Source organism: Nocardia aurea (assembly GCF_003123685.1).
Classification (GTDB): domain Bacteria; phylum Actinomycetota; class Actinomycetes; order Mycobacteriales; family Mycobacteriaceae; genus Nocardia; species Nocardia aurea.
The window spans coordinates 135,447-162,117 of sequence record NZ_QCYJ01000154.1 but is presented as its reverse complement, the minus strand read 5'-3'; the positions used below and the strand labels follow the sequence as shown (position 1 = coordinate 162,117).

Genomic DNA, 26,671 nt, shown 5'->3' with positions numbered 1-26,671 from the left:
GTCGGACGCACCGAACAGGGCCGTACACCCGAGAATCCGACCGGCCCGACTATTTCGCGTGCCGCACGCGCGAACTCGCGTACAGGCAGATCGCGGCCGCGGCGGCGAGATTGAGACTTTCCGCGCGCCCGTGGATGGGGATGCGGATGCGGTGATCGGCGCGAGCGGCGGCGGCGGGGTCGAGGCCGTGCGCCTCGTTGCCGAACAGCCAGGCGACCGGGCCCGCGAGCAATTCGTCGGCCTCTTCCAGATCGACCTCACCGTCGGCGGCCGTCGCGAGGAGCGAGATGCCCGACGCGGCAATCGAATCCAGGGTTTCGGCGATATCGCGTCCGCGCGCTACCGGCACGTGGAAAAGGCTGCCCGCGCTGGCGCGCACGCATTTGCCGTTGTGCGGGTCGACGGTCTCCCCCGCCAGCACGACGCCGTCGACGCCGACCGCGTCGGCGACCCGGATGAGCGTGCCCGCGTTGCCCGGTTCGGCGATCTCGACGGGAACGGCGAGGATGCGCGGGCCGGAGGCGAGCACGTCCGACAGCGGCACGTCGACCAGATCGCACACCGCGACCAGTCCCGGCGCGGTGACGGTCTCACCGAGATGCTGTGCCGCGCGATCACCGACCAGGGTGACGCGCACCCCCGAGGCGGCGGCACCGGCGACCAGTTCGTGTTCCCGGTGCGCGGCGGCGGCGGAGTAGAACAGTTCGCGCACCCGCCCGGTGTCGAGGGCGGCGGCGACCGAATTCGACCCCTCGGCGAGGAACTGCCCGGTTTTGCGACGCTGCGCCGCACGATGGAGCTTCACAGCCGAAACGACCCGCGGGTTTCGCTCGGAGAGCGCGTCCGCGGGTCGTTCCGGAGAAGATGTCGAGCTCATGACGTCGTCATGCCTCGGCACACAGCGATATCGCCGTGTCGATTCACGCAGCAGGCGCGTTGACGTCGGCGGGCAGCGCGGCCTTGGCGACCGCGACCAGGCCCGCGAACGCCTCGGCGTCGGAGACGGCGAGCTCGGCGAGGATCTTGCGGTCCACCTCGACACCCGCGGCCTTCAGGCCCTGGATGAAGCGGTTGTAGGTGATGTCGTTGAGGCGCGCCGCGGCGTTGATGCGGGCGATCCACAGCTTGCGGAAGTCACCCTTGCGCGCCCGGCGGTCCCGGTAGGCGTAGGCGAGCGAGTGCAGCTGCTGTTCCTTGGCCTTGCGGTAAAGCCGTGAGCGCTGGCCCCGGTAGCCCTTGGAGGCCTCGAGGATGGAACGGCGCTTCTTCTGAGCGTTGACGGCCCTTTTGACGCGTGCCACTGGTCAGTCCTGTTCGAAGTAGGGGGCGCGGTCGTCGCGCCCGAAATGTGGTCGGTACGGCGCCGGAAGATATCCGGTCGCGGTGTGCTGCGAAGCGGGTGTCAGAGACCCAGCAGCTTCTTCACGCGACGGACGTCGGCAGCCGCGACGACCTCCGTGCCGTCCAGACGACGAGTCCGGCGAGTCGACTTGTGCTCGAGCAGGTGGCGACGGTTCGCCTGCTGACGCAGCAGCTTGCCTTTACCCGACACCTTGAATCGCTTCGAGGCGCCGCTGTGGCTCTTCATCTTCGGCATGGATTCCTCTATCTGTCTCGTGCCGGTGGTCCTCGCGGACCACCGGTTCTGTCGGTATTACTGCGGCGCGGCCGGCGGGGCCTGTTCCGCGGCGGGCGCGACGGCAGCAGGTGCGGGTGCGGCGGGCTGCGCGGGCGCAGTCGGCTGCGGTCGCGGAGCCGTCGACTCCTGCTGGGCCTTCACCCGCGTCTTCGCACCCTTGTGGGGCGCGAGGACCATGGTCATATTGCGACCGTCCTGCTTGGCAGAGGTCTCGACGAAACCCAGTTCGGCGACGTCGGAGGCGAGGCGCTGCAACAACCGGAAACCCAGTTCGGGACGCGACTGCTCGCGACCGCGGAACATGATCGTCACCTTGACCTTGGACCCGGCATCGAGGAAGCGAACGACGTTGCGCTTCTTGGTCTCGTAGTCGTGGTCATCGATCTTGGGGCGGAGCTTCTGCTCCTTGATCACGGTCTGCACTTGGTTCTTCCGAGACTCACGCGCCTTCTGCGCTGTCTCGTACTTGAACTTGCCGTAGTCCATGATCTTGCAGACCGGTGGACGGGCATCCGGGGCCACCTCGACGAGGTCGAGGTCGGCTTCGAGGGCGACGCGTAATGCATCTTCAACACGCACGATCCCAACCTGTTCGCCGCCTGGCCCGATGAGTCGGACTTCGGGAACACGGATGCGATCGTTGATGCGGGTCTCAGTGCTGATGGGGCCTCCTAGGTCAAACGGTGTCGTCGGACGACCGCGTGCAATAACTGCAACCCCTTGTTCAACACAAAAGCCCCGCGGTGATATTTCCACCACGAGGCCCGAGTCGACCGATCATCGACGCACGAACAACGCTCACGTCGACCTCCGTGCAGGAAAACGCTCTCCGCACGAAGAACCCTGCCTCTCGCGAGGCGGGCGACCGGACCGTGTGACCTGTACGATTACTCGTCGGCAACGGTGGGAGTCGGGCTCCACTTATCAGCCCCGAGGCAAGCCCGAGGCGGTCGTCGCCGAGAAGTCTAACATTGCCGAACGCTATCGCCGAATCGCGCCTGGTGGCCGCTCCCCGACCGACGCCGCCACCTGCGACGACGACGATCGCCGCGTCGACACACCGCAGGGCGCTCGACCCCGCCCCGACGCCCCCGCCTAGCCTTCTCCTCATGACTGAACAGCCGGACACCGTTCGCGATCTCGCCGATATCCCCGCGGTGGAGGTCATCAGCCGGGCGGCCGTGATGCTGATGAGCTCGGCGGCCGAGAAGCTCGGACTGGCCGACGAGGATCCGGACACCAGCCCCCGCCGCGATCTCGACGAGGCCCGACGCGTGATCACCGCGCTCGCCGGCCTGGTCACCGCTTCGGTCGAATACCTCGGTCCGCACGCGGGCCCGATCCGCGACGGACTGCAATCCTTGCAGCGCGCGTTCCGCGAGACATCGGCGCATCCGGACGAGCCGGGTAAGGGCCCCGGCGAGAAGTACACCGGCCCGGTCTACTGACCCGTTCGGCCGCTCCCACCGCCGCATCTTTCGTACAGAGCTGCGATCCATACTGACGATTCGGAACGTGACTGCCGCCTCGACACCCGAGAGTTGGGATCTACCTGTCAGCGAGGCTGGAGAACGCCTCGCCGAGGTCATCGCGGCGGCCGAGGCGGGCACGGTCGTACACCTGACCAGGCACGGACACCGGGTCGTGGCAGTCGGACCGGAGCCGATGGCCGAAACCGCGGACAGTCAGGTCCGCGCGCTGTCGAAAGGTTTCGCCGACAAGCACCGGAGTCTGCTCGATCGACTCGCCGAATGACCGAGCCATAGGTCTACTACCCCGACGGGCCGACCTCCGCGCGATCACCTGCGACGAGGCGGGTGATTTACGCACTACGCGCCCCCGGTTTTCCGGCATCGGCCGCGGCGAGATCGCAGGCCACGGTCTTCGGCGCCGACGCCTACCCCACGCTGTGGGAGAAAGCGGCGGCGCTGCTGCACTCGATCGCGAGTAATCATCCGCTGATCGACGGGAACAAGCGTCTGGCGATCGTGGCGGCGGTCGTCTTCCTGGCGCGCAACGGAATCGACGTCGATCACCTGAACGAGGATCGCGCCTACGACCTCATGATCGCCGTGGCGAAAAGCGAATTGGTTGAGGTAGCGGATATCGCGACTGCGCTGATCGGAATGTTCGACCGCGTTTGATGACCGTTCAGGCGGCGGTATCTTCGCAGTCCGGCGGCACGAAAAGCCCTGGTGCACTTCGCACCGTGTCGCACCAGGTCGGGTTGCGCACCATGCCCCGCTATCAGCTCGCCCCCGGATCGAACACCGGTTCCGCCTGTTCCCGGCGCGGTCCACCCTCGGCGACTGTTCTGCCGTGGCATGTCGGCGGCAGTACTCCGGGCGACAGGGCGGTCCGCGGACGTGACCGCACCGCTCCCGAAACAGCCGGGCGGCATGTCGGCCGGATGCGGCATGCTGGCTGTATGGGTACTCGAATTCTGCTCGTTCCCGGATTCTGGCTCGGTGCGTGGGCGTGGGACGAGGTCGCCGAGGAACTGCGCGGGCGGGGGCACGATGTGTGCGCGCTGACGTTGCCGGGGCTCGATCCCGAGGACGAGTCCAGATTCGACGCGACGTTGGAACAGCAGGCGCGCGCGATCGTCGAGGCCATCGATCCGGCCGAAAAGGCTGTGCTGGTGGCACATTCGGGTGCCGCGGTGCCGGTGTACCTGGCGACGGATCTGGTGCCGGAGCGGATCGGGCACGCGATCTATGTGGACAGCGCCCCGATTCCGAACGGTTTCGTCCTGCGCGACGATCTTGGCTCGGCGCGGGAGTTCGAATTGCCGTCGTGGGCGGAACTGGAGGCCGAGGGCAACAGCCTGACCGGGCTGGACGATATCGCGCTGGCCCGGTTCCGGGAGAAGGCCGTCTCGCAGCCCGCGAGAATCGCGGGATCACCGTTGCGGATGAGTGCTTCGACCGCGCGACTCGACGTGCCGACGACGGTCGTGTGCACGAGTATCGCGGCGGAATTGGTGCGACAGTTGAGCACCAGCGGAGAAGCCCCGATTTTCAGCGAATTGCCGCGTGTCGCGGCGGATTTGATGGATCTGCCGACCGGGCACTGGCCGATGTGGTCGGAACCGAAGCGTTTGGCGGAAGTGATTCATTCGGTTGCCTAGGGCAACCGGCCGCACCGGACACTCACACCCCGTTTTCGACGGGACTCCGGCGTTCGCGGGCGAGATTGTCCGCACAGGCCGGGCGTGGTGACAGGGTCGGCCGCGCGCCGACCCTGTCATGCACTCACGTCCCGGGAGTCACCGAGATGGATGAGCCCGTGGCGATCGCCTGGGCCAGAGCGGCGAAAAGGGCGCTGAAGCCCGCGCTTCCGGTGTCCATGATCTGATTCCTTTCGTCGGTCGCTCAGGCGCCCGGTGTGTAGTTGATGGACGAGCCTGTGGCGAGAAATCCGAGGATCAGGGCGACCAACGCGGCGATATCGACGCCTTCCATGCAATTCCTTTCTTCACACCGGATTCGGCCCGTCGGCAGGTGCCGCGAACGCGCCCGCATCCGGCTCACGTATCGGTACTGTTCGGTCACATCCGAACAGGTGAGCCGAATCTTACACACGGATGTTTCACTTTTTCGCCGGTTTCGGACTGTGACCGAGCGCACCCCCCTGAACAGCACGAAACCCGGTGGGGCCGCTCGTCCGCGGCGCCCACCGGGTGGGGTGAAAGCGACTCAGCGCAGCGCGGCCGCCTTCCGAGCCAGACGTTTGGCGGCCGCGGGCTCGGCAGCCGCCTTCTTGGTCGCCGCCACCTTGGTTCCGGTGGCCTTGGTCGCCGCCGCCTTGGCCGCGGGCGCCTTCTTCGCCACTTTCTTGGCGGGCGCTTTCTTCGACGCGGGCGGGGCCGCTAGGACGTCCTTCAGGAACTGACCGGTGTAGCTGTCGGCGACGGCGGCCACATCCTCCGGCGATCCCTCCGCCACCAGGGTGCCGCCGCCGGAACCACCTTCGGGCCCCATATCGATCACCCAGTCCGAGGTCTTGATGACATCGAGGTTGTGCTCGATGGCGATCACCGTATTGCCCTTGTCGACCAGGCCGTTGATCACCAGGAGCAGTTTGCGGATGTCCTCGAAGTGCAGACCCGTGGTCGGCTCGTCGAGGATGTAGACGGTGCGCCCGGTGGAGCGTTTCTGCAGTTCGGCGGCCAGTTTGACGCGTTGCGCCTCACCACCGGACAGCGTCGGCGCGCTCTGCCCGAGACGCACGTAACCCAGGCCGACGTCGACCAGCGTCTTGAGGTAGCGGTGGATCGAGGTGACCGGTTCGAAGAAATCGGCGGCCTCGTCGATCGGCATGTCCAGCACCTCGGCGATGGTCTTGCCCTTGTAGTGCACTTCCAGGGTTTCCCGGTTGTACCTGGCGCCCTGGCACACCTCGCACGGCACGTAGACGTCCGGCAGGAAGTTCATCTCGATCTTCAAGGTGCCGTCGCCCGAACACGCCTCGCAGCGACCGCCCTTGACGTTGAACGAGAAACGTCCCGGCTGGTAGCCGCGCACCTTCGCCTCGGTGGTCGCCGCGAACAGGGTGCGGATCTTGTCGAAGACGCCGGTGTAGGTGGCCGGGTTGGAACGCGGCGTGCGCCCGATCGGCGACTGGTCGACCTGAACCAGTTTGTCCAGATGATCCAGCCCGTTGACCCGCGTATGCCGCCCCGGTACCTGCCGCGCGCCGTTGAGTTTGTTCGCCAGCACGGTCGCCAGGATGTCGTTGACGAGTGTCGACTTCCCCGAGCCCGAGACACCGGTGACGGAGGTGACCACGCCGAGCGGGAACGACACGTCGATATTCTTCAGATTGTGCTCGGTCGCGCCGACGACGGTCAGCCTGCGCTTCTTGTCGATCGGACGCCGCACCATCGGCACATCGATCCGCTCGCGCCCCGAAAGATACGCGCCGGTCAGCGAATTCGGGTCGGTGAGCAGATCCTGATAGGTGCCGCTGTGCACCACCCGGCCACCGTGCTCGCCCGCGAGCGGGCCGATGTCGACCACCCAGTCCGAGGCCCGGATGGTGTCCTCGTCGTGTTCGACGACGATCAGCGTATTGCCGAGATTGCGCAGCCGGGTGAGGGTTTCGATGAGTCTGCGGTTGTCGCGCTGGTGCAGGCCGATGGACGGTTCGTCCAGGACGTACAGCACGCCCACCAGGCCGGAGCCGATCTGGGTGGCGAGCCGGATCCGCTGCGCCTCGCCGCCGGACAGGGTCGCGGCGGCACGCGAGAGCGACAGGTACTGCAAACCCACGTCGAGCAGGAAGCCGAGCCGCGCCTGCACCTCCTTGAGTACCTGACCCGCGATCGCGGTCTCGCGCTCACCCAGGGTCAGCGACCCGAGGAATTCCGCGCAATCCGCGATGGACAGTTCGCTGACGTCGGCGATGGATTTACGGTCGCCGCCCGAATTGATGGTGACGGCGAGAATCTCCGGGCGCAGCCGCGCGCCGTCGCAGACCGGGCACGGCACGTCGCGCATGTACCCGTCGTAATGCTCCTTCATCTGTTCGGATTCGGTGTTCTCCATACGCCGCTGAAGGAACGGCATCACGCCCTCGAAATCGGCGTAGTACGACCGCTTCCTTCCGTAGCGATTGGTGTAGGAGACGTGCACCTGGTCCGAACTGCCCTCGAGCACGGCTTTGCGCGCCTTGAGCGGCAATTCCTGCCACGGGGTGTCCATCGAGAATCCGACGGCCTCGGCCAGCCCCGACAGCAGGCGGGTGAAATATTCGGCGGTCTGCCCGCGCGACCACGGCGCGATGGCGCCCTCGCTCAGGCTCAGCTCGGTGTCGGGCACCACCAGATCCGGATCGACCTCCTTGCGGATGCCGAGGCCGGTGCAGTCCGGGCACGCGCCGTAGGGCGAGTTGAAGGAGAACGACCGGGGTTCGAGATCCTCGATATCGAGCGGATGGCCGTTCGGGCAGGCCAGGCGTTCGGAGAAACGGCGCTCGCGGTCGTGCGCGTGCTCGTCGCGGTCGACGAAATCCAGCACGACGATGCCGTCGGCCAGGCGCAGCGCCGTCTCGATCGAATCGGTGAGCCGCTGCTTGGAGTTCGGTTTGACGGCGAGCCGGTCGACGACCACCTCGACGTCGTGCTTCTCCTGTTTCTTCAGCTTCGGCGGATCGGTGAGGGGATAGACGACACCGTCGACCCGCACGCGCGAATAGCCCTGCGTGTTCAGCTGGTCGAACAGGTCGACGAATTCGCCCTTGCGGGTGCGCACCACCGGCGCGAGCACCTGGAATTTGATGCCCTCCTCCATGGCGAGCACCTGGTCGACGATCTGCTGCGGTGTCTGCTTCTCGATCAGCTCGTGGCAGACCGGGCAGTGCGGGGTGCCCGCGCGCGCGTACAGCAGACGTAGATAGTCGTAGACCTCGGTGATGGTGCCGACCGTGGAGCGGGGATTGCGATTGGTCGACTTCTGGTCGATCGACACCGCGGGCGAGAGACCCTCGATGAAGTCGACGTCCGGCTTGTCCATCTGCCCGAGGAATTGCCTGGCGTAGGCCGACAGCGATTCCACATACCGGCGCTGGCCCTCGGCGAAGATGGTGTCGAAGGCGAGGCTGGATTTGCCGGAGCCGGACAGACCGGTGAACACGATGAGACTGTCGCGGGGCAGATCCAGGTCGACCCCCTTGAGGTTGTGCTCCCGAGCTCCGCGCACAGTGAGGCGTTCCGCCACCAGGTGAGTCCCTTCTCGATCGTGTCGGCGTTCGTATAAATCACGGTGTCCGGGCGGGTCACCGACCCACCCGGCGGCACCCGGACCCCACCCCGCCGTGATGCTAGACCCGACCACCGACAAGTTTCGTCGACCCGTGCTCTCCGCCCCCGACCAGCGCCGTACCGACCACGCGGAGTCCGATTCCGCGCCGAGACGTCGCGAGCCGTGCCTGCATCCACAGTATCCTTCCCGCTCCTCGTCCGTCGGCCGCCGTTCGCTCGAGTAATAGCCTCCGCACATCGAATGTGAGCATTGCCATGACCACTCGTCCGCCGGGCGAATACCCGGGTGGGCACGGCCGCCCTCGGCCCGGACGCACACCCGCCGCCGGACGTACCGACCGGCCCGGATGAAATGGGCGAGCGCGCGGCGCGGTGATTCAATTCCTCACTACGCCAACAGCTTCGATACGATGACCACTTCGACCGGGTCGACCGACGGCCACCGACGGCCCGAAACAGACTGCGACGCCGACATTCCCACCGCCCTGCCGATTCCGCCGTATGCGATCGGGGACGGGGGCTACGGTTACCCCAGGGGGATATCGGCAGCAGGCCCGGCGAGGTCGTCCGCCCGGGGTGAGCCGACGTCCGAGAACGCTGGGAGGCGAGCGTGATCAAGGTGTTCCTGGTCGATGACCACGAGATAGTGCGACGTGGGCTGATCGACCTGCTGAACAGCGATCCCGAACTCAGCGTGATCGGCGAGGCGGGCGATGTCGCCCAGGCCATGACCGGAATCCCCCGGGTCCGCCCCGACGTCGCGGTCCTCGATGTGCGCCTGCCCGACGGCAACGGGATCGAACTGTGCCGGGACCTGCTCGCGGGCATGGAGGGATTGCACTGCCTGATCCTCACCTCCTACACCGACGAACACGCGATGCTCGACGCGATCCTGGCCGGGGCCAGCGGTTATGTGGTGAAGAACATCAAAGGCATGGAGTTGGCCGAGGCCATCAAAGTGGTCGGTTCGGGCCGCTCACTGCTCGATACCCGTGCGGCGGCCGCGCTGCGGGCGCGGTTGCGCAGCAGTACCGAGAACGACGGCCCGCTGGCGGGGCTCACCGAACAGGAACGCCGACTGCTCGCCCTGCTCGGCGAGGGCTTGACCAACCGGCAGATCGCCGCGCGCATGTTCCTGGCGGAGAAGACGGTGAAGAACTACGTCTCTCGGCTGCTCGCCAAACTCGGCATGGAACGGCGCACCCAGGCCGCCGTGCTGGCGTCCCGGCTGCGCGATTCCTGAGGCCGCCGATCAGGCGGGAGCCACCACCGTCAGGTCGCCGTCGTAGCGGCGGTACAGCAGTTTGCCGCGGCCGGTCTGCTCGTCGGTGAAGAACAGGAACGCCAGGCCCGACCGACACAGCCAGGTCGACGCCTCGTCCTCGGTGAGGGTCGGCGTCGGATCGGGGCGCACCATCACCGGCAGCGAATGCGTGGTGAGGGGCTGGTCGGCGGGCGGAGCCGGGGTGATCGTCGCCCGCTGCCGCGCCAGCGCGATGCCCTCGGATCCGTTCCAGTGCACGACGGCGTCCTCGCCGGTCTGGGAGTCGGTGAACAGGTACGAGTCGTAATCCATCGCGTCCATCACCGAAGCGGCCTCGGCCGGGGTGCCGGTGAGCAGCGCGCATTCCTTGCGGCGCACGATGGGGCGACGTTCGGTCACCCTTGCCAGCGGCGGGCGGGCCGGATCGGGCCACGACCGCGATTCGTGCGAGACCAGGCGGCTGATCTGGCGATCCAGGCGCTCGACGGCGAAGGTGACGGCGAATCCGCGCGGGCCTGTCACTTGGACGCGGGTCGGGGTATCGTGCATCCGGATGTTGGCCTGCACGACGGTCGGCTGATCGAGATCATCGGGTGCGGTCACGCGCACCCTGGCTGGTACGTCGAGGTGATGACGGCGCAGTACGCGGCCGATGGCGCGTACCGCTCTCGTGACATCGGCGGGGGGAACCGCACCGCGGGTGGTGACCGCGAGGTCCGGGTCCGCCGCGGTGGTCCACTGCTCCGACAGGTACAACGGCTGCGACGAATTCATAGGACACCTCTGCTATCTAATCCTCCGGTCCGCTCATCCCACCGCGACGACGCCGTCGCGTACAGGGCCGAAAGTCCCTGATCCGGGAATTAGACTGAACCGAGCGCAGCAAATTGCGTTTCCGCGAGGGGGACCCACATGACCGACGACAGCGCAGGCGACCTGTACTCGGTGCGCGACACGCTGTCCCAGCTGCGATTACGTGAATTGCTCAGCGAGGTCAAGGAACGCGTCGAGCTGATCATCGATTCCCGTGACCGGATGGACGGCCTCGTCGAAGCGATGCTCACCGTCACCTCGGGGCTCGATCTGGACGACACGCTGCGCGCCATCGTCCGCACCGCGACGAGTCTGGTCGACGCGCGCTACGGCGCGCTCGCGGTGCGCGGGCACGACCAGCAGGTGACCCAGTTCATCGATGAGGGCATGGACGACGGGACGCGCCAGAAGATCGGCAGGCTGCCCGTCGGACACGGTGTGCTCGGCGCGGTGTTCGACGTGTCCAAACCGCTACGTCTGGACGACCTGACCGAACATCCCTCCTCGATCGGCCTGCCGCCGGGACACCCGCCGATGCACACCTTTCTCGGTGTGCCCGTTCGGATCCGCGACGAGGTGTTCGGGGCGCTGTATCTCACCGAGAAGGCAGGCGGGCAGCCGTTCACCGAGGACGACGACGTGCTGGTGCGTGCGCTGGCCTCGGCGGCGGGTATCGCGGTCGACAACGCCAGGCTCTACGAATCGGCGCGCACCAGACAGGCCTGGATCGAGGCGACCCGCGATATCGCGACCGAATTCCTCGCGGGCACCGAACCGGACCGGGTACTGGCCCAGGTGGTCGATCACGCGCGCACGCTGACCGGATCCCATCGTGCCTTCCTGGCCGGAGCCACCGGCAAACAGACCGAGGGAAGCGACGACCTGCTGCTGAGCCAGTGGTCGGGACCGAGCGCCGGGCACGAGGGTCGTCCGGTGCCGACCGAGGCCACGGCACTGGGCGAGGCGCTCGCCGGCCGGGTTCCGCTGCGCTTCGACGACGCCGCGCGGATCGATCTCGGTGTCACGATCGAGGATCTCGGCCCCGCGCTGATCCTGCCGCTGTGCACGCCGGATTCGACCCTCGGCGTTCTGGTCACGGTCCGGCCCGCGGGCTCCCCGCCCTACACCGACGAGCTGGTCGAACTGACCGCGGCCTTCACCGATCAGGCCGCGCTGGCCCTGCGACTGGCCGGAACCCAGCGGCGGGTGCGTGAACTCGACCTGCTCGCCGACCGCGACCGCATCGCGCGCGATCTGCACGACCACGTCATCCAGCGACTGTTCGCCATCGGGCTCACCCTGCAGGGCGCGGTGCCGAAGGCGGTGGTTCCCGAAGTGCGGCAACGACTTACGACGGTGGTCAACGAATTGCAGGAAGTGGTGCAGGAAATCCGCACCTCGATCTTCGACCTGCACGGCGGCGACGGGGACGGCACGCGCCTGCAACACCGCATCGAACAGGCGGTCCGGCAACAGACCACCGACGCGCCGTTACGCGCGACGGTCCAGGTGACCGGGCCGCTGTCGGTGGTCGAGGCCGAATTGGCCGATCACGCCGAGGCGGTCGTGCGCGAGGCGCTCAGCAACGCGGTGCGCCATTCCGGCGCGGACACGGTCGGGGTGGAGATCAGCGTCGACGACAATCTGACGATCGTCGTCACCGACAACGGCTGGGGTATCCCGAATCACGTGATCCGCAGCGGCCTGCGGAATCTGGAACAGCGGGCGGAGAAATCACACGGCGAATTCGTCATCGGTCCCGCGGGCACCACCGAAGGCCCGGCGGGCGATACCGACAGCGAGGCCGCGATGCCGGGCACCCGGTTGCGGTGGTCGGTGCCGCTGCCGACCGCGTGATCAGCGGGCCGGACCGAGCACGACCATCGAATTGTGCCCGCCCATGCCGAGGGAGAGTTTGGCGGTGATACCGCCTGCGAAGGGGGTCACACCGTCGAGCAGACGCCCGTAGGCGGGTGCGACGATGGGCGCCGCGGGCACCACGCCGCGTTCGTAACCCATTGCGGCGGCGGCGATCTCGACGGCGGCGGCCGCGCCCTGGCAGTGTCCGGTCAGCGGTTTGATCGCGTAGACCTCGGGGCGATCGGCGAACATCCGCGCCAGCAGATCGCGTTCGGCGTTGTCGCACTGCGCGGTGCCGGTGCCGTGGGCGTTGAAGTATCGGACATCCGCCGCGGTGATTCCGGCATCGCGCAGCGCGCGCCCGGCGCATTCGAAGATCTGTTCGTGCGTCGGCTCGACCGAGACCACGTGATAGGCGTCGTTGGACATCCCGCCGCCGAGCACCGCCGCGTACGGGCGTTCGACGCTGCGGCTCAGCACGAAGGCCACCGACGCCTCCGCCATCGTGAAGCCCCGGCTGCCCTGCTGGAACGGGCGGGTGGCATCGAGCGGCTCGCTGTCGATCACCGCCGCACCGAGTCGGACGAAATGGTCGACGAGGTCGGGTGTCGCGGACATATCGGTCGCGACACAGATGACATCGTCGGCGATTCCGCTGTCGATCCACAGTTCGGCGGTGATGAGGGCGACATTGGCCGAGCTGCACGCGGCCGAGACGTTCATCGACGGGCCGTGGAATCCGTATTCCTGCATCAGCACCGAAACCGGCGTCGACGGTAGTAGTCGGAGGAAGTCACGCGGACGGCGGCGACCGCCGTCGACCAGGTAGAAATCGCGCCAGTTCACCACGTCGCCGAGCACGATCGCGTGCAGCAGCCCCACGGTGCGGCCCGCGCGCCAGCCCCGGTCGGTGGCGTCGGCGATCGCCTCGCGCGCCGACTCGTGCACGGCACGCCCGTAGCGGCTGCTGCTGACGGCGTGATCACCGCCGTCGGGTACCAACGCCACCCAGGCGTGTTCGTCGCCGTCGTGCCCGTATCCGGATTCGAGGGTGGCCGCGGGTTTGGCACTCATCAGTCCGCGCCACAGCGCTTCGCGGCCCCAGCCGTATCCGGTGACGGCCCCTATCCCGGCGATCGTCATATGATCGCGAGAGTGCTCTACGGTGGTCGAAGTGGCGCTCGACATGGCATCGCTCCTCCGCCGGCCCCACGGGCCGGATACACCTCGGCGACGGCCCGGAAAGTCCGGCTTTCTGTAATGATCACCGAGGGCGCACAATGGAATGCCCACGACATGATCGAAGCAAGACAGAAGTCGGTGTGATCTTGTACACGTCGATACCAGAAATATCCCGTGTTCCAATGGCCATGAATCGGTCGACGATCGGGGGTTCCGAGTGGGTGAGGACAGGGCGGCGAACAGCTCGGCGGATGCCGAGCAGCTGGCCCAGCGGTATCGGTCCCTGGTCGAGCACACCCCGGACGGGATCTGTGTGCACGAGGACGGCGTGGTCGTCTATGTCAACCGGGCTACCGTGCGCCTACTCGCGGCCGAGGACGCCGACCAACTGATCGGCCAGCCACTCACCCGCTTCGTCCACCCCGATTCCGTGTCCGCCATGCTCGAGCGGATCGACAGTCTCGAGGGCGAGGGATCGGCTTCCAAACCCACCGAGATGACACTGTCGCGCCTGGACGGGCACACCGTCCAGGTCGAGACCGTCTCGGTGCGCACGCCGTGGTTCGATCGCCTGGCCTACCAGGTCGTCATCCATGATCTGACCGCCCAGCGCACCGCCGAGGCGGCCCAGCGCAAGGCCGAACAGCATTTCACCACCGTCGTCTCCCAACTGGAGGAGGGCGTGGTGGTGATCGACCGCAACGGACGGATCGAATCCGCCAATCCCGCCGCGCTCAGGATCTTCGGCAGCAATCCGAGCACCGGGGATCTGACCGGCTCGACCATCGACGATCTGCCCCTGGTGCTGCTCGACGCCAACGCCAAACCGCTGCCGACCGCGCGCCATCCGGTGGCGCGCACGCTGGCGACCGGCGAGACCATCACCGGTTATGTCTTCGGCGTCGACCGCGAGGACGGGCAGCGGCGCTGGCTCTCGGGGAGCAGCCGATTGCTCAATCCGGGCGATCCACACTCCGCGGCCGTCTCCTCCTTCGCCGATATCACCGAATTCCGCGCCAGTCGCAGGCAGCTCGAGTACCAGGCCACCCACGATTCGCTGACCGGACTGGCCAACCGCTCGCTGATCCTGGCTCAGCTGGCCGGAGCGCTCGCGGGCAGCGAGGATCTCCCGGTCTCGACGGTGCTCTTCATCGACCTGGACGATTTCAAGGTCATCAACGACACCCTGGGCCACGCCATCGGCGATACCGTCCTCCAGATCGTGGCGCAGCGGCTGCAACGCGCGCTGCGCGCCGAGGACCTGGTCGGACGGCTGGGCGGCGACGAGTTCCTGGTACTGCTCTCCGGCGCGCCCCGCACGGTCGATCTCGACTCCCTGGTCGACCGAGTGCGTTCGAAGATGTCGGAACCGATCATCGCGCGCGGGCATCGGATCGAGGTGAACGCCTCCATCGGGGTGACCGCGCTGTCCTCCGAAGAGCACCGCACACCGGAGGCGGTGCTGCACGACGCCGATCTGGCCATGTACCGGGCCAAGACCAACCGCGACGACGCACTCGGCGCGACCCGCCTGCCGAACAGCACCCACGCTTCCTAGGCTCGACCCATGATCATCGAACACGTCCTGCTGCCCGTCCGGCCGGACCGCGCCGCGGAATTCGAGGCGGCCTTCGCGCGGGCACGCCTGATCATCGAGTCGATGCCCGGCTTCCGGACACTGTCGCTGTCACGCGGTGTCGAGATCCCGGGGACGTATCTGCTACTCGTCGAGTGGGACACGCTGGGCGATCACGTCGACGGCTTTCGCGGATCGCCGGAATACGAGGAGTGGTCCCGATTGCTGCACCATTTCTACGATCCCTTCCCCGCCGTGCGCCACTTCGAACCGGTCCTGGCTTCCGGGGCTCCACCTGCGGTTGCGGCGAGCGTGCCGGAAGCACAGTAGACTCGACAACTCTGTTTTCACTCGCGCGCGAGCCACACTCTTTTCGCGCGCTGTCCGGCTCATCGCGGTGACAAGGAGTTCAGTTTTGCCCGACCGCCTCACCCAGGACCGTGCCGAGCCCGACGGCGCTCCCGAGCGGAACCGCGACCTGCAGATCGCACAGGAGCAGGCCTACCTGTCCGTGCTGTACGACCGGCTCGACGGTATGCGCGAATACGCCAAGAACCGGCTCAAGGCCGTGCTGCTCGAAACCGGCGGCACCCCGCAGGCCCGGACCGAGCGGGAGTCGTTCAGTCAGCTCTACAACGAGGACCTGTCCAAATACGACGCCGCCGAACACGGGCTGTGTTTCGGTCGCATCGATTTGGAGGTCGATGCGACCGATTCGACCGATTCCGTCGCCGCCGGGGACGGTGAGACCCGCTACATCGGCAGGCTCGGCATCCTCGACGAGAAGGACGACTACGAGACGTTGCTGCTGGACTGGCGCGCGCCGCTGGCACGCCCGTTCTACCTCGCCACCACGGCCACCCCCGACGGGGTGATCCGGCGCAGGCATATCCGATCGCGCAACCGCAAGGTCACCGCGATCAACGACGAATACCTGGATCTCGACGCGGCGCGGCGGGCCGGGACGTCCGGGGGCGACGGCGGCGTCGGCAGCGAGAGCGCCCTGCTCGCAGCGTTGAACGCGGCCCGCACCGGCCATATGAACGACATCGTCGAGACGATCCAGACCGAGCAGGACGCGATCATCCGTTCCGAGCACAAGAGCGTGCTCGTCGTCCAGGGCGGGCCGGGCACCGGCAAGACCGCGGTGGCGCTGCACCGCGCGGCCTACCTGCTCTACACCTATCGCCAGCAACTGGCCAAGAGCGGCGTGCTCATCATCGGTCCCAACGCCACCTTCCTCGACTACATCGGGCAGGTGCTGCCCTCGCTGGGCGAGACCGGTGTGCTGCTGTCCACCATCGGCGACCTGTACCCCGGGGTGAAGGCCACCCGCGAGGATTCCCTGCGGGCGGGCGAGGTGAAGGGTTCGACGGCGATCCTGGAGGTGCTCAAACAGGCGGTACGCGACCGCCAGGAGATACCGGCGGACCCGATCCGCCTCGCCTTCGACGGCTATCCGGTGCTGCTGGACCGCAAGATCGCCACCAGGGCCAGGGGCCGGGCCCGGTCCTCGCGGCGGCCGCACAATCTGGCGCGCCCGATCTTCGCGAGTTCGGTGATCGACGCGCTCACCGAGCAGCTCGCCCAGACCATGGGCGCGGATCTGTCCGGCGGCCAGAGTCTGCTCAGCGGTACCGATCTCGCCGAGATCAGGGACGAGATGAAATCCGATCCCGCCGTGCAGGCGGCGATCGGACGGCTGTGGCCGATCCTGGCGCCGCAGGACGTTCTCGCGGACCTGTTCGCCGATCCGAAACGCCTGGACCGGGTGGCGTCCTCGCTCGCCCCCGCCGACCGCGCGGAACTGGTCCGCGACGACGACGGCGAGTTCAGCGCCGCCGACGCGCCTCTGCTCGACGAACTGGCCGAACTGCTGGGCGTCGACGACACCGAGGATCGCGAACGGGCCCGGCGGCGCTGGCGCGCCCAATTGGCCGAGGCCCAGGACGCTCTCGACATCCTGACCGGTTCGGCCCCGCAGGATCTCGAAGACGAACTCGACCCCGAGATCCTGATGGCCTACGACCTGATCGACGCGAGTCAGCTCGCCGAACGCCAGGACGTGCGGGCCAGACAGACCACGGCCGAACGTGCCGCGGGCGACCGCACCTGGACCTACGGGCACGTCATCGTCGACGAGGCACAGGAACTGTCGGAGATGGCGTGGCGCATGGTGATGCGGCGTATTCCGAATCGGTGGATCACCGTCGTCGGGGATGTGGCCCAGACCGGTGATCCCGCGGGCGCGTCGTCGTGGCAGTCGATGCTGGAACCGTATGTGGCACAACGCTGGAAGCTGACCGAGCTGACCGTCAACTACCGCACGCCCGCCGAGATCATGGCGGTCGCCGCGGATGTGCTCGCCGCCATCGATCCCGGTACCGCCGTCCCGCGTTCGGTGCGCGAATCGGGTAACGCGCCGCGCGCGATCCGGGTCACCGCGGCCGAATTACCCACCGCGCTGGCGGATTCGGTCGCCGCGGAGCACGGGCCGGGCACCACGGCCGTCATCGCCCCGCACGACCTGGTTCCCGAACTGTCGGGGCTGGCCGCGGAGTCGGTGCGGGTGCTCACCGTGCACGATGTGAAGGGCCTGGAATTCGACGGGGTGTACCTGGTGGAACCGCATCGGATACTCGACGAATCACCGCGCGGTCTCAACGATCTCTACGTCGCGCTGACCCGAGCCACCCAGCGGCTGACCGTGGTGCACACCGAGGCGCTGCCGCCGGTGCTCGGCGCGCTGGCCTGACACGCGAAAGCCCCGCATCCGCACCGATGAACGGGCGGTATGCGGGGCTCGCGGATTCGTCGTCTAGCGAACGGTGTGGACGATCAGGACGTCCGAGCGCGACTTGCGCGCCACATCGGAGGGGACCGATCCCAGCAGTCGTCCCGCCAGGGTGTTGAGGCCTCGGTTACCGACCACGAGCAGATCGGCCTGTACTTCCTTGACCAGGTCGAGCAGCGATTCGACGGGCTCGCCGACGATGGCGCGTTCGACGATCTCCTTCGCGCCCGCCGAGGTGGCGCGATCGCGGGCGACCCGCAGGATCTCGCTGGTGGGAGCGGACCCGCGTACCTGGTACGCCTCGTCCTTGAGTACATCGGCGGCGGCGGCCACGTCGCGATCGTCGGTCGGGTAGAAGGCGCACGCGACGACGAGGGTCGCGCCCGCGGCGCCGGCCAGCGAAGCGGCCTTGTCGACGGCGACGTACGACGAGTCCGAGCCATCGGTACCGACAACAATGGTCCGGTAGGCGGTCATGAGTCCTCCAACTATGTGGGTCGGGTGCCTGCAGCAGCGCTACCTGAACGAGTCGGGAGCACCGTTGCGGCGACTGCGCTCGACCATAGCGGCAAATCACCCCGAAATTTCACAAATCGCAGCACATCACACTCGGTGGCGTCGCGGCTTTCACACGCCCGCGTCATGCGACAGAATCCATGGGGCCCGAACTACCAGGGCGGATTCAATTCCGCGGATCGAATTCTGTGACCCATCACAAGTCGGACGAACCCGGTTGCGGCCCTGGGATATTCATCACAGCGGGGTCTCGGCGGCGCCGCCGCGCTACCGCCCCGGCGGAAAAACTTTGGCAGTAACTTCGTTACGCGATCGTACCGAATTCTTCGCGTATTCCAACGGCGGCATTCCGACCGCCGCGGTGAACTCCCGCGAGAAATGCGCCTGATCGAAGTAGCCCAGTTCGGCGGCGAGCGCGGCCAGGTCCTCGGTCCGGCCGCGGGCGAGCAGATCCGCGCCGTCCTGCAGCCGATACCTGCGCAGCACCCATTTCGGGCCCGCCCCCACGTAGCGGCGAAACATCCGTTGCAGTGTGCGTACCGGGATCCCGAACCGGTCGGTGACCTGATCGACCCGCGTCAACTCGAGATCACGCTCCATCGCGGCGACGATGCGCAGCACGAGCCCGTAGGTCGGGTCGTCGGGACACGACCGCGCGCCGAAGAATTCCTCGACGATCGCCCGGCGTTCGGCATCGGATGATGCCTCCAGCACCCGATCGGTGAGCCCGGCGGCTTCGGGTATTACCTCGGTCAGTTCGACGACGGAATCACGGAAGGCGCCGACATCCAATCCGGTATAGGCGCCGAAACCACCGGCGCGGAAACGGATGCCGAATGTCTCACCGAGTCCGCCGAGTTCGCGAATGTATTTGGTGGTGCCGACACCGTTGACGAATCCTCCGGTGCGGGTCTCGGTGCGCTCGAAAGTGATGTTCACACACGGATAGGAGAGCACCTCGGCGAAATACGGTGGACGCCCGCGCAGATCCCAGCGCACCGACCAATACCACTCGACGAAGCGGTCGACCGATGGTCCGGCGGGCAGCCGCGCCAGTGTGCGGTGCCTGGCCTGCTCGACCGGATGCAGGATGCCCTTGACGTCGTCCGCGCCGGGAACACCCCTGTCCGGAACGCCCCCGCCCCCGTCAGGCACCGTGTCGCTTTCTTACAAGACCGCGCCTCGACCGTCGAGCAGAGTTGTCCCCATGAGCGATACAGAGATTTCGACAGTGCGACCCATCCCCGACGGCTACCACTCGATCACCTGTTTCCTCGCTGTCCCCGACGGCAGGAAGGCGATCGAATTCTACGGCGCGGTCTTCGGCGCCGAGGTGATCAGCCGCAACGATATGCCCGACGGCCAACCCGCCCACGCCGAACTGAAGATCGGCGATTCGATCCTGCAGATGGGTATGCCGATTCCGGACAACGGCGTGCTCGCCCCCAACGGCGAGTGGGTGCACACCTCGATGGTGCACTACTGCCCCGACGTGGACGCCGTCATCGAACGCGCCGTCGCGCACGGCGCGCGTAGCGCGGAACCACCGCAGACCTTCGTCACCGGGGACCGCTACGGCGTCGTCATCGACCCGTTCGGTCATCGCTGGGCGGTGATGACCAGGATCGAGGACGTCTCGCGTGAGGAAGCCGAGCGGCGCGTGAACGAATGGATGGCGACGCAGGTGTGATCGGGACCGGCCGGTGCTCAACTGAGCCCGGCCGCGTCCATGCCTCGCAGCTCCTTCTTCAGGTCCGCGATCTCGTCGCGGAGCCTGCCCGCTAATTCGAACTGCAATTCCCTGGCCGCGTTCATCATCTGCGCGGTGAGTTCCTTGACCAGGTCGGCGAGTTCGGCGCGCGGCATCGACTTGATATCGCGCCCCTCGTACACCCCCGCGCTGACCGCACGGCCCGGCTCGCCCTGTGCGCGCCTGCCACGGCTGGCGTTGCGTCCCGATCCGCCGACCGCGACCTCGTCGTCGGCCTCCTGATACACCTGATCCAGGATGTCGGCGATCTTCTTGCGCAGCGGCTGCGGGTCGATGCCCTTCTCGGTGTTGTAGGCGACCTGTTTGGCCCGGCGCCGATCCGTCTCGTCGATGGCGTGACGCATCGAGTCGGTGATCTTGTCGGCGTACATGTGCACTTCGCCGGAGACGTTGCGGGCGGCGCGGCCGATGGTCTGGATCAGGCTGGTACTGCTGCGCAGGAACCCCTCCTTGTCCGCGTCGAGAATCGCCACCAGCGACACCTCCGGCAGGTCGAGGCCCTCGCGCAGCAGGTTGATGCCGACCAGGACGTCGTATTCGCCCAACCGCAGCTGGCGGAGCAGTTCCACGCGGCGCAGGGTGTCGATCTCCGAGTGCAGGTACCGCACCCGGACACCGAGGCCGAGCAGGTAATCGGTGAGATCCTCGGCCATCTTCTTGGTCAGGGTGGTGACCAGGACGCGCTCGTCGCGTTCGGTGCGCGCGCGGATCTCGTGCAGGAGATCGTCGATCTGGCCCTTGGTCGGTTTCACGACCACCTTCGGATCGACCAGGCCGGTCGGGCGGATGACCTGCTCGACCACCTCGCCGCCCGCCTGCCCGAGTTCGTACGGGCCGGGGGTCGCCGAGAGGTAGACGGTCTGCCCGATGCGATCGGCGAATTCCTCCCAGGTCAGCGGCCGGTTGTCGACGGCGGACGGCAGGCGGAAGCCGAAATCGACCAGATTCCGCTTCCGCGACATATCGCCCTCGTACATACCGCCGATCTGCGGGACCGTGACGTGGGATTCGTCGATGACGAGCAGGAAGTCCTCGGGGAAGTAGTCGATCAGGGTGGCGGGCGCCGTCCCGGGCCCGCGACCGTCGATATGCCGCGAATAGTTCTCGATACCGGAACAGAAGCCGACCTGGCGGATCATCTCCAGGTCGTACTGGGTGCGCATCCGCAGACGTTGCGCTTCGAGCAGTTTGCCCTGCCGTTCCAGTTCGGCCAGCCGCTCCTCCAACTCCCGCTCGATATCGCCGACCGCGCGTTCCATGCGCTCCTGGCCCGCGACGTAGTGGGTGGCGGGGAAGATGCGCAGTGTGTCGACCTGGCGCACCACGTCGCCGGTGAGCGGGTGCAGGTAGTACAGCGCCTCGATCTCGTCGCCGAAGAATTCGATGCGCACCGCGAGTTCCTCGTAGGACGGGATGATCTCGACGGTGTCGCCGCGCACCCGGAACGAGCCGCGCACGAAGGACATGTCGTTGCGGGTGTACTGCACGTCGACCAGCAGCCGCAGCAACGCGTCGCGGTCGATCTCGGCGCCCACCTCGAGCTGCACGGACCGATCCAGATAGGACTGCGGTGTGCCCAGGCCGTAGATGCACGACACCGAGGCGACCACGACCACGTCACGCCGTGAGAGCAGGCTCGATGTCGCCGAGTGACGCAGCCGCTCCACGTCGTCGTTGATCGAGCTGTCCTTCTCGATGTAGGTATCGGTCTGGGCGATGTAGGCCTCGGGTTGGTAGTAGTCGTAGTACGAGACGAAATACTCGACGGCGTTGTTGGGCAACATCTCCCGCAACTCGTTGGCCAACTGCGCGGCCAGCGTCTTGTTCGGCGCCATCAACAACGTCGGTCGCTGCAATTTCTCGATCAGCCACGCGGTGGTCGCCGATTTACCCGTACCGGTCGCGCCGAGCAGGACCACATCGCGCTCCCCCGCCTCGATCCTGCGCTGCAACTCGGCGATGGCGGTGGGCTGATCACCCGCGGGCTTGTGGTCGCTGACGACCTGGAAGCGGCCGTCGGCACGCTCGATCACACCGACCGGACGGAACTCCGAATGCGCGAGCGGCTGCTCACCGTGGGCCCGGTCCTCGTAGCCCTCGGCCGGAATCTCGGTTGCGAATGCCATGTTCACCAGGGTAGGCGGACCCACCGACAGATTTCCCGGCATGTGCTCACCGCCGCAGCCCGCGTGTGGTCCCGACCACGGGAAATCGGCCGACGGCACCCGGGCTCGGCCGTACCCGCGACCGGCCGCCCGGAACGAGAGACGACTCACACGACGACGACGCGCGCCGCATGGTACGCCGCGAAACATACCGGGCGGCAACTCCATTCGGTCCGCGAGCGGATACTTCCGCACCGCACGCCGAGGCCGCGCCGGGTGTAGCCTGAGTATTTACCGGACCTGCCGAAGGACTCGCCATGAGCGTTCTGGTTCCCCTGCTCGTCGCCGCACCGACGATGTCCGGAATAGCAGGCTATATGGCCCGTGATCTACGGCGCGGCAGCGCCGAGCCACCGCGGACGCCACCGGGGAACCCGGTCCGCCGACCGGTCGTCGAATATTTCGACCTCGCGGACCTGACCTGCACCGACAGCAGGGGCTACATCACCTCGGTCGACCGCTGTCACCGGGAATCGTGGGGGTTGTACATCTCCCGCGCCGCCGACCAGCCCGAACGTCGTCACACCGAAACCTGGCTGCTGCCCGATCTCGGCATCAGGGCGACCAGGGAGCACACCCGCCCGGCCCGGTTCGGCAAACACGACTATCGGCTCGACATCGGGGAATTCTCCGAGGTCACGCCGAAACGCTGGCGGGCGACCGACCTGTACCTCGACGTCGTCGTACGGCAGGGCAGGCCCGCCGAACTGCACGGCGCCGAGCAACTGCTCGCGGCGCACGCGGCCGGTTTCCTCGACGCCGCGCGGGCCCGACGCGCCTTCGACCGGGCCACGAAGGTCGTGGACGGATGCGCGTCGCACGAGCACGACCTCGAACAGTGGCTCGCCTCGGAGGGCATCGTGCTGACCTGGATGTAGTCACCTCGACGGCCCGGCCGAGCCCTGTCCGACTCGACGCCGGGCGGTACACCGGTAGATTCTGAGGACATGACACAGGCACCAACAGTGGACGTGCACCGGCCCAAGGTCGAGTACTTCGATCTCGAGAGCCTGACCAATACCGACCCCAAGGGGTTCGTCCGGGCGGTCGAGCGGTACCACGTGCAACCGTGGGGCCTGTACATGGCACGAGCCTCCGATCATCCGCAGTTCCACTACATCGAATCGTGGCTGCTGCCCGATCTGGGACTGCGAGCGTCGATCTTCCACTACCACCCGGAACACCGGCGCGATCAGGACTACTACCTCGATATCGGCGAGTTCACCCGGGTGACCGACGAACGGTGGACCTCGGTGGACCACTACCTCGACATCGTGGTCCGCACCGGACGCGACACCGAATTGCTCGATGTGGACGAACTGCTGGCCGCCCACACCGCGGGACTGCTCGGAGCGGCCGAATCCCAGGCGGCGATCGAACGTGCCGCCACCGCGATCGACGGCATCGCGGCCAACGGCTACTCGCTGGAGCGCTGGACGGAATCGCTCGGCATCACGCTGACCTGGAAGTAGTTCTCCACCGGCTTCGACCACCCTTGACAACCCGCGGCGCCGGGTGCAGCATTTAACCATCCAGTTAATTAGCTAGGTGGTTGAATACAAGCTATGACGGGCGACGAACTCAGCAGAACCTTCGCGGCACTCGCGGATCCGACCAGGCGGGCGATCCTCGCACGTCTGGCCGAGGGCGAGGCCACCGTGACCGAACTCGCGGAACCGTTCGCGATGAGCCTGCCCGCCATCTCCAAACACCTGAAGGTTCTCGAACGCGCCGGACTCATCACCCGAGGGCAACACGCGCAGTGGCGCCCGTGTCGGTTGGAGGCAGCCCCGCTGGGCACGGCCACCGGCTGGCTGGACCGGTACCGGCAGTTCTGGGACGGCCGCTTCGACCGCCTCGACGAACATCTGCGCCGCATACAGCACAAGGAGAGCGACCGGTGACCGCATCGACCGAACTGCCCCAGGGCGATATCCGCCTGTTGGAGACCGATACCGCGCGGCGACTACTCGCGGCGAATCTGCCCGCCCGCCTGGCCTTCACCGCCGCCGACGGCACCCCGAGAGTGCTGCCGATCAATTTCTGGTGGAACGGATCGGAATTGATCATGGCCGGTTTCGCGCCGTCGAAGAAAGCGCGAATGCTGCGCAGGCACCCCGATGTCGCGATCACGATCGACACCGAATCCGCACCACCGGAAGTTCTACTGATACGCGGCCGGGCGGAAATTCACGAAATCGACGGATTGGCACCGGAGTACGCGCTGGCGATGAACAAGGGCGGCGACGAGGCCGCCGCCGAACGGCTCGAATTCCTGCGCGCGATGGCGCCTCGAATGGAACGAATCGTCGTGCGCCCCACCTGGGTCGGCGTCATGGATTTCCGGACCCGCTTCCCCTCCGGCGCCCCCGACTGGATGAAGGGCGCGTAGCGCCGCACCGCACAGCCCGCACCGATGACACGGATCCACTACGCCGAGAGGACTTTTCGATATGAGCGACCGAGAATTCACCATAGTACGCACCTTCGACGCGCCCCGCGAGCTGGTGTTCGAGGCCTGGCTCGATCCCGACCAACTGGTGCGATGGGCCGGTCCGCACGGGTTCTCGACACCGCGCGACACCATCGTCGTCGAGCCGCGCGTCGGTGGCCGCTACGACTCGGTCATGGTCTCCGACACCGACGGCGCCCGCTACCCGAGCGCGGGCGTGTTCCGCGAGATCGTCGCACCGGAACGCCTGGTCTTCACCTGGGGTGATCCGACCGGTGACGGCGGCGCCGACAGCGAATCCGTCGCCACGGTGACCTTCGCCGAAACCGGCGCGAACGAGACCACCATGACCTTCCACCTGCTCGCCCCCGGACCGCTCGCCCCGGAGGACGGCGCGCGGGAGGGCTGGGGCCAGAGCCTGGACCGCCTGGTCGCGCTGCTCCGGCAGCGCGCGGTCACTCAGTCCGCCGCGCCGCGAATCCGCTCGTAGACGTCGTCGAACCAGGGCTCCTTCACCGCGTAGTACGCCTCGGCGGCGGCCTCCCCGGAACTGTCGGCCGCCGCCGCTTCGGCCTTCCGCTTCACGGTGAGGTATTCCGACCGCAGGTCGGCGTCGGCGCGCAGCCGGTCACGGAATGCCAGGGCGAACTCCGCCCCCGGTGATCCTTCGACGCGAAGATGGACGTTGGCGGGTCGTCCCGGATCGGCACTGCCGTGCACGCGCTTGGCCCACAGCGCGGTGTCGGTGCCCGCGGGATCGGCCCCGGTCGGCTTCGGGTTGTCGTGTGCCAGGTGCGCCTTGACCGGAAAACCCGCCGCTCCCAGCGCATCTCGCAATCCGTCGGCGGCCGCGAGATCCGCGACGGTGATCTGGATGTCGATGACATCCTTGGCGGGCAGATCCGGTACGGCGGTCGAGCCGATGTGGTCGATCCGGATCGCCGCCGACCCGCAGGCCGCCGCCAGTCGGGCGATCAGCCGCTGCGCCTGGGCCGCCCATTCCGGGTCGGCGGGAACCAGCCGCAGTTCCCGCGCCGCGACCGTCCCGGCACGCAGATTACGTTCGAACGGCACCAACCGCTGCTCCCAGAGTCGCCGCACCACCGGCTCGATCGCACCGGGCTCGCCACTGTTGTCGAGTAGTACATCGGCGACGGCGTGACGCTGTTCGTCGGTGGCCTGTGCCGAAATCCTGGCCCGCGCATCGGCTTCGGGAACTCCCCGGAATTCGACGAGTCGGCGAATTCGAGTTTCCGCGTCGACGTCGACCACCAATACCAGATGGAGATACGGCGCCATTCCGCTCTCGACCAGCAGCGGAATATCCTGCACCAGAATCGCGTCGGATTCCGCCGCGTCGATCAATTCCGTCGTGCGCTTTCCGACCAGCGGATGAGTTATCGAATTCAGTTTCTTCCTGGATTCTTCGTCGGCGAATGCGCGGGCCGCGAGCGCGGGCCGATCCAGGCTGCCGTCCGCCGCCAGGATCTCCGGTCCGAACGCCTGCGCCAACGCCGCGAGGCCCTCGGTACCCGGCGCGACGACCTCGCGCGCGATGGCGTCGGCGTCGATGATCACCGCGCCCCGTTCGGCCAGGATCCGCGCCACCGTCGACTTACCCGCTCCCATGCCTCCGGTGAGGCCGATCCGCAACATGCCCACAGTCTCGCATTCGCGATTCCCCGCACCGCCGACCACCCACGTGCCGACGTCGTGCCCGCTGACGCGAGCGGTCTGCCCCGAAGCGCGTGATTACCCATCACCGATCCCGAATTCACCTCCACTCGCCGGTTTTGCCCGATCCGTGACGACGCCGAGACCGATTCGCAACATTTCCGGCCGACCCCCACACCCGCGCGTCAACTTTCCGACACGC

26 protein-coding genes are annotated in these 26,671 nt (G+C 67.2%); 15 read left to right on the top strand and 11 right to left on the bottom strand.

Translation table 11 applies throughout. The features are described 5' to 3' along the window. Positions 1 to 49: 49 nt before the first annotated feature. The 4 genes from DAT37_RS38620 to infC form a co-directional block, all read right to left on the bottom strand. Positions 50 to 877: a TrmH family RNA methyltransferase gene (locus DAT37_RS38620; protein ID WP_109529954.1), complete on the bottom strand. Its 828-nt coding sequence runs from the start codon at positions 875 to 877 to the stop codon at positions 50 to 52. Positions 878 to 920: 43 nt separating this feature from the next. Continuing rightward, positions 921 to 1,301 (bottom strand): 50S ribosomal protein L20, encoded by a 381-nt coding sequence (rplT, locus tag DAT37_RS38615; RefSeq protein WP_109529892.1) that lies wholly within the window; start codon positions 1,299 to 1,301, stop codon positions 921 to 923. Between the two features lie 101 nt (positions 1,302 to 1,402). Further along, positions 1,403 to 1,597 (bottom strand): 50S ribosomal protein L35, encoded by a 195-nt coding sequence (gene rpmI / locus DAT37_RS38610; RefSeq protein ID WP_109529891.1) that lies wholly within the window; start codon positions 1,595 to 1,597, stop codon positions 1,403 to 1,405. Positions 1,598 to 1,654: 57 nt separating this feature from the next. After that, positions 1,655 to 2,347: a translation initiation factor IF-3 gene (infC, locus tag DAT37_RS38605; protein ID WP_109529953.1), complete on the bottom strand. Its 693-nt coding sequence runs from the start codon at positions 2,345 to 2,347 to the stop codon at positions 1,655 to 1,657. Between the two features lie 401 nt (positions 2,348 to 2,748). On the opposite strand from infC, the gene DAT37_RS38600 reads away from it, so the two are divergent. The 4 genes from DAT37_RS38600 to DAT37_RS38585 all read left to right on the top strand — a co-directional run bounded on the left by DAT37_RS38600 (position 2,749) and on the right by DAT37_RS38585 (position 4,769). Continuing rightward, complete coding sequence (locus tag DAT37_RS38600) at positions 2,749 to 3,087, top strand: DUF1844 domain-containing protein (RefSeq protein ID WP_109529890.1); 339 nt, start codon at positions 2,749 to 2,751, stop codon at positions 3,085 to 3,087. Between the two features lie 67 nt (positions 3,088 to 3,154). Beyond that, complete coding sequence (locus DAT37_RS38595; protein WP_109529889.1) at positions 3,155 to 3,394, top strand: type II toxin-antitoxin system prevent-host-death family antitoxin; 240 nt, start codon at positions 3,155 to 3,157, stop codon at positions 3,392 to 3,394. A 62-nt stretch (positions 3,395 to 3,456) separates the two neighbouring features. Next, the gene (locus tag DAT37_RS38590) at positions 3,457 to 3,783 is read left to right on the top strand and encodes a type II toxin-antitoxin system death-on-curing family toxin (protein WP_109529888.1); all 327 of its coding nucleotides are present in this window, start codon (positions 3,457 to 3,459) and stop codon (positions 3,781 to 3,783) included. 284 nt (positions 3,784 to 4,067) lie between these two features. Beyond that, on the top strand, positions 4,068 to 4,769 hold the full coding sequence (locus DAT37_RS38585) for an alpha/beta fold hydrolase (RefSeq protein WP_109529887.1): 702 nt from the start codon (positions 4,068 to 4,070) through the stop codon (positions 4,767 to 4,769). Positions 4,770 to 5,337: 568 nt separating this feature from the next. Here DAT37_RS38585 and uvrA read toward each other — a convergent pair. After that, entirely contained in the window at positions 5,338 to 8,358 is a 3,021-nt protein-coding gene (gene uvrA, locus DAT37_RS38580; RefSeq protein ID WP_109529886.1) for an excinuclease ABC subunit UvrA, read from the bottom strand. Positions 8,359 to 9,012: 654 nt separating this feature from the next. Between uvrA and DAT37_RS38575 the strand changes: the two genes are divergently transcribed. Further along, complete coding sequence (locus DAT37_RS38575; RefSeq protein WP_109529885.1) at positions 9,013 to 9,645, top strand: response regulator; 633 nt, start codon at positions 9,013 to 9,015, stop codon at positions 9,643 to 9,645. Between the two features lie 9 nt (positions 9,646 to 9,654). Here DAT37_RS38575 and DAT37_RS38570 read toward each other — a convergent pair whose 3' ends face one another. Continuing rightward, positions 9,655 to 10,440, bottom strand: a complete 786-nt coding sequence (locus DAT37_RS38570; RefSeq protein ID WP_109529884.1) for a sigma 54 modulation/S30EA ribosomal C-terminal domain-containing protein — start codon at positions 10,438 to 10,440, stop codon at positions 9,655 to 9,657. Between the two features lie 138 nt (positions 10,441 to 10,578). Between DAT37_RS38570 and DAT37_RS38565 the strand changes: the two genes are divergently transcribed. Continuing rightward, positions 10,579 to 12,336 (top strand): sensor histidine kinase, encoded by a 1,758-nt coding sequence (locus DAT37_RS38565; RefSeq protein WP_109529883.1) that lies wholly within the window; start codon positions 10,579 to 10,581, stop codon positions 12,334 to 12,336. On the opposite strand, the gene DAT37_RS38560 is transcribed toward DAT37_RS38565, so the two are convergent. After that, a complete protein-coding gene (locus DAT37_RS38560; protein WP_109529882.1) occupies positions 12,337 to 13,482 on the bottom strand; it encodes a beta-ketoacyl synthase N-terminal-like domain-containing protein in 1,146 nt (381 codons plus the stop codon). A gap of 256 nt (positions 13,483 to 13,738) precedes the next feature. Here DAT37_RS38560 and DAT37_RS38555 point away from each other — a divergent pair, with 256 nt between their 5' ends. The 3 genes from DAT37_RS38555 to DAT37_RS38545 all read left to right on the top strand — a co-directional run bounded on the left by DAT37_RS38555 (position 13,739) and on the right by DAT37_RS38545 (position 17,852). Next, a complete protein-coding gene (locus tag DAT37_RS38555; protein ID WP_109529881.1) occupies positions 13,739 to 15,079 on the top strand; it encodes a sensor domain-containing diguanylate cyclase in 1,341 nt (446 codons plus the stop codon). 9 nt (positions 15,080 to 15,088) lie between these two features. Further along, a complete protein-coding gene (locus DAT37_RS38550) occupies positions 15,089 to 15,427 on the top strand; it encodes an antibiotic biosynthesis monooxygenase family protein (protein WP_109529880.1) in 339 nt (112 codons plus the stop codon). Between the two features lie 85 nt (positions 15,428 to 15,512). Beyond that, positions 15,513 to 17,852, top strand: coding sequence for a HelD family protein (locus tag DAT37_RS38545; RefSeq protein ID WP_109529879.1), 2,340 nt, complete (start codon positions 15,513 to 15,515; stop codon positions 17,850 to 17,852). A gap of 63 nt (positions 17,853 to 17,915) precedes the next feature. Here DAT37_RS38545 and DAT37_RS38540 read toward each other — a convergent pair whose 3' ends face one another. Together DAT37_RS38540 and DAT37_RS38535 are read right to left on the bottom strand one after the other, a co-directional pair. Continuing rightward, complete coding sequence (locus tag DAT37_RS38540; RefSeq protein WP_109529878.1) at positions 17,916 to 18,368, bottom strand: universal stress protein; 453 nt, start codon at positions 18,366 to 18,368, stop codon at positions 17,916 to 17,918. Between the two features lie 306 nt (positions 18,369 to 18,674). Beyond that, positions 18,675 to 19,562: a helix-turn-helix domain-containing protein gene (locus DAT37_RS38535; protein ID WP_109529877.1), complete on the bottom strand. Its 888-nt coding sequence runs from the start codon at positions 19,560 to 19,562 to the stop codon at positions 18,675 to 18,677. A 52-nt stretch (positions 19,563 to 19,614) separates the two neighbouring features. Between DAT37_RS38535 and DAT37_RS38530 the strand changes: the two genes are divergently transcribed. Further along, complete coding sequence (locus tag DAT37_RS38530) at positions 19,615 to 20,097, top strand: VOC family protein (protein WP_109529876.1); 483 nt, start codon at positions 19,615 to 19,617, stop codon at positions 20,095 to 20,097. Positions 20,098 to 20,114: 17 nt separating this feature from the next. Here the strand turns inward: DAT37_RS38530 and uvrB are convergent, their stop codons facing one another. Continuing rightward, on the bottom strand, positions 20,115 to 22,304 hold the full coding sequence (gene uvrB, locus DAT37_RS38525; RefSeq protein WP_232840258.1) for an excinuclease ABC subunit UvrB: 2,190 nt from the start codon (positions 22,302 to 22,304) through the stop codon (positions 20,115 to 20,117). Between the two features lie 296 nt (positions 22,305 to 22,600). Between uvrB and DAT37_RS38520 the strand changes: the two genes are divergently transcribed. The 5 genes from DAT37_RS38520 (at position 22,601) to DAT37_RS38500 (ending at position 25,285) form a co-directional block, all read left to right on the top strand. Next, a complete protein-coding gene (locus DAT37_RS38520; RefSeq protein WP_109529875.1) occupies positions 22,601 to 23,221 on the top strand; it encodes a DUF402 domain-containing protein in 621 nt (206 codons plus the stop codon). A 69-nt stretch (positions 23,222 to 23,290) separates the two neighbouring features. After that, entirely contained in the window at positions 23,291 to 23,815 is a 525-nt protein-coding gene (locus DAT37_RS38515; protein WP_109529874.1) for a DUF402 domain-containing protein, read from the top strand. Between the two features lie 93 nt (positions 23,816 to 23,908). Next, on the top strand, positions 23,909 to 24,247 hold the full coding sequence (locus DAT37_RS38510; protein ID WP_109529873.1) for an ArsR/SmtB family transcription factor: 339 nt from the start codon (positions 23,909 to 23,911) through the stop codon (positions 24,245 to 24,247). After that, entirely contained in the window at positions 24,244 to 24,735 is a 492-nt protein-coding gene (locus tag DAT37_RS38505; protein ID WP_109529872.1) for a pyridoxamine 5'-phosphate oxidase family protein, read from the top strand. The genes DAT37_RS38510 and DAT37_RS38505 overlap by 4 nt, the downstream gene beginning before the upstream one ends. A gap of 61 nt (positions 24,736 to 24,796) precedes the next feature. Next, positions 24,797 to 25,285: an SRPBCC family protein gene (locus tag DAT37_RS38500; RefSeq protein ID WP_109529871.1), complete on the top strand. Its 489-nt coding sequence runs from the start codon at positions 24,797 to 24,799 to the stop codon at positions 25,283 to 25,285. On the opposite strand, the gene coaE is transcribed toward DAT37_RS38500, so the two are convergent. Then, positions 25,255 to 26,451 (bottom strand): dephospho-CoA kinase, encoded by a 1,197-nt coding sequence (gene coaE / locus DAT37_RS38495; protein WP_109529870.1) that lies wholly within the window; start codon positions 26,449 to 26,451, stop codon positions 25,255 to 25,257. The two genes, DAT37_RS38500 and coaE, sit on opposite strands and share 31 nt — an antisense overlap. Positions 26,452 to 26,671 lie beyond the last annotated feature (220 nt).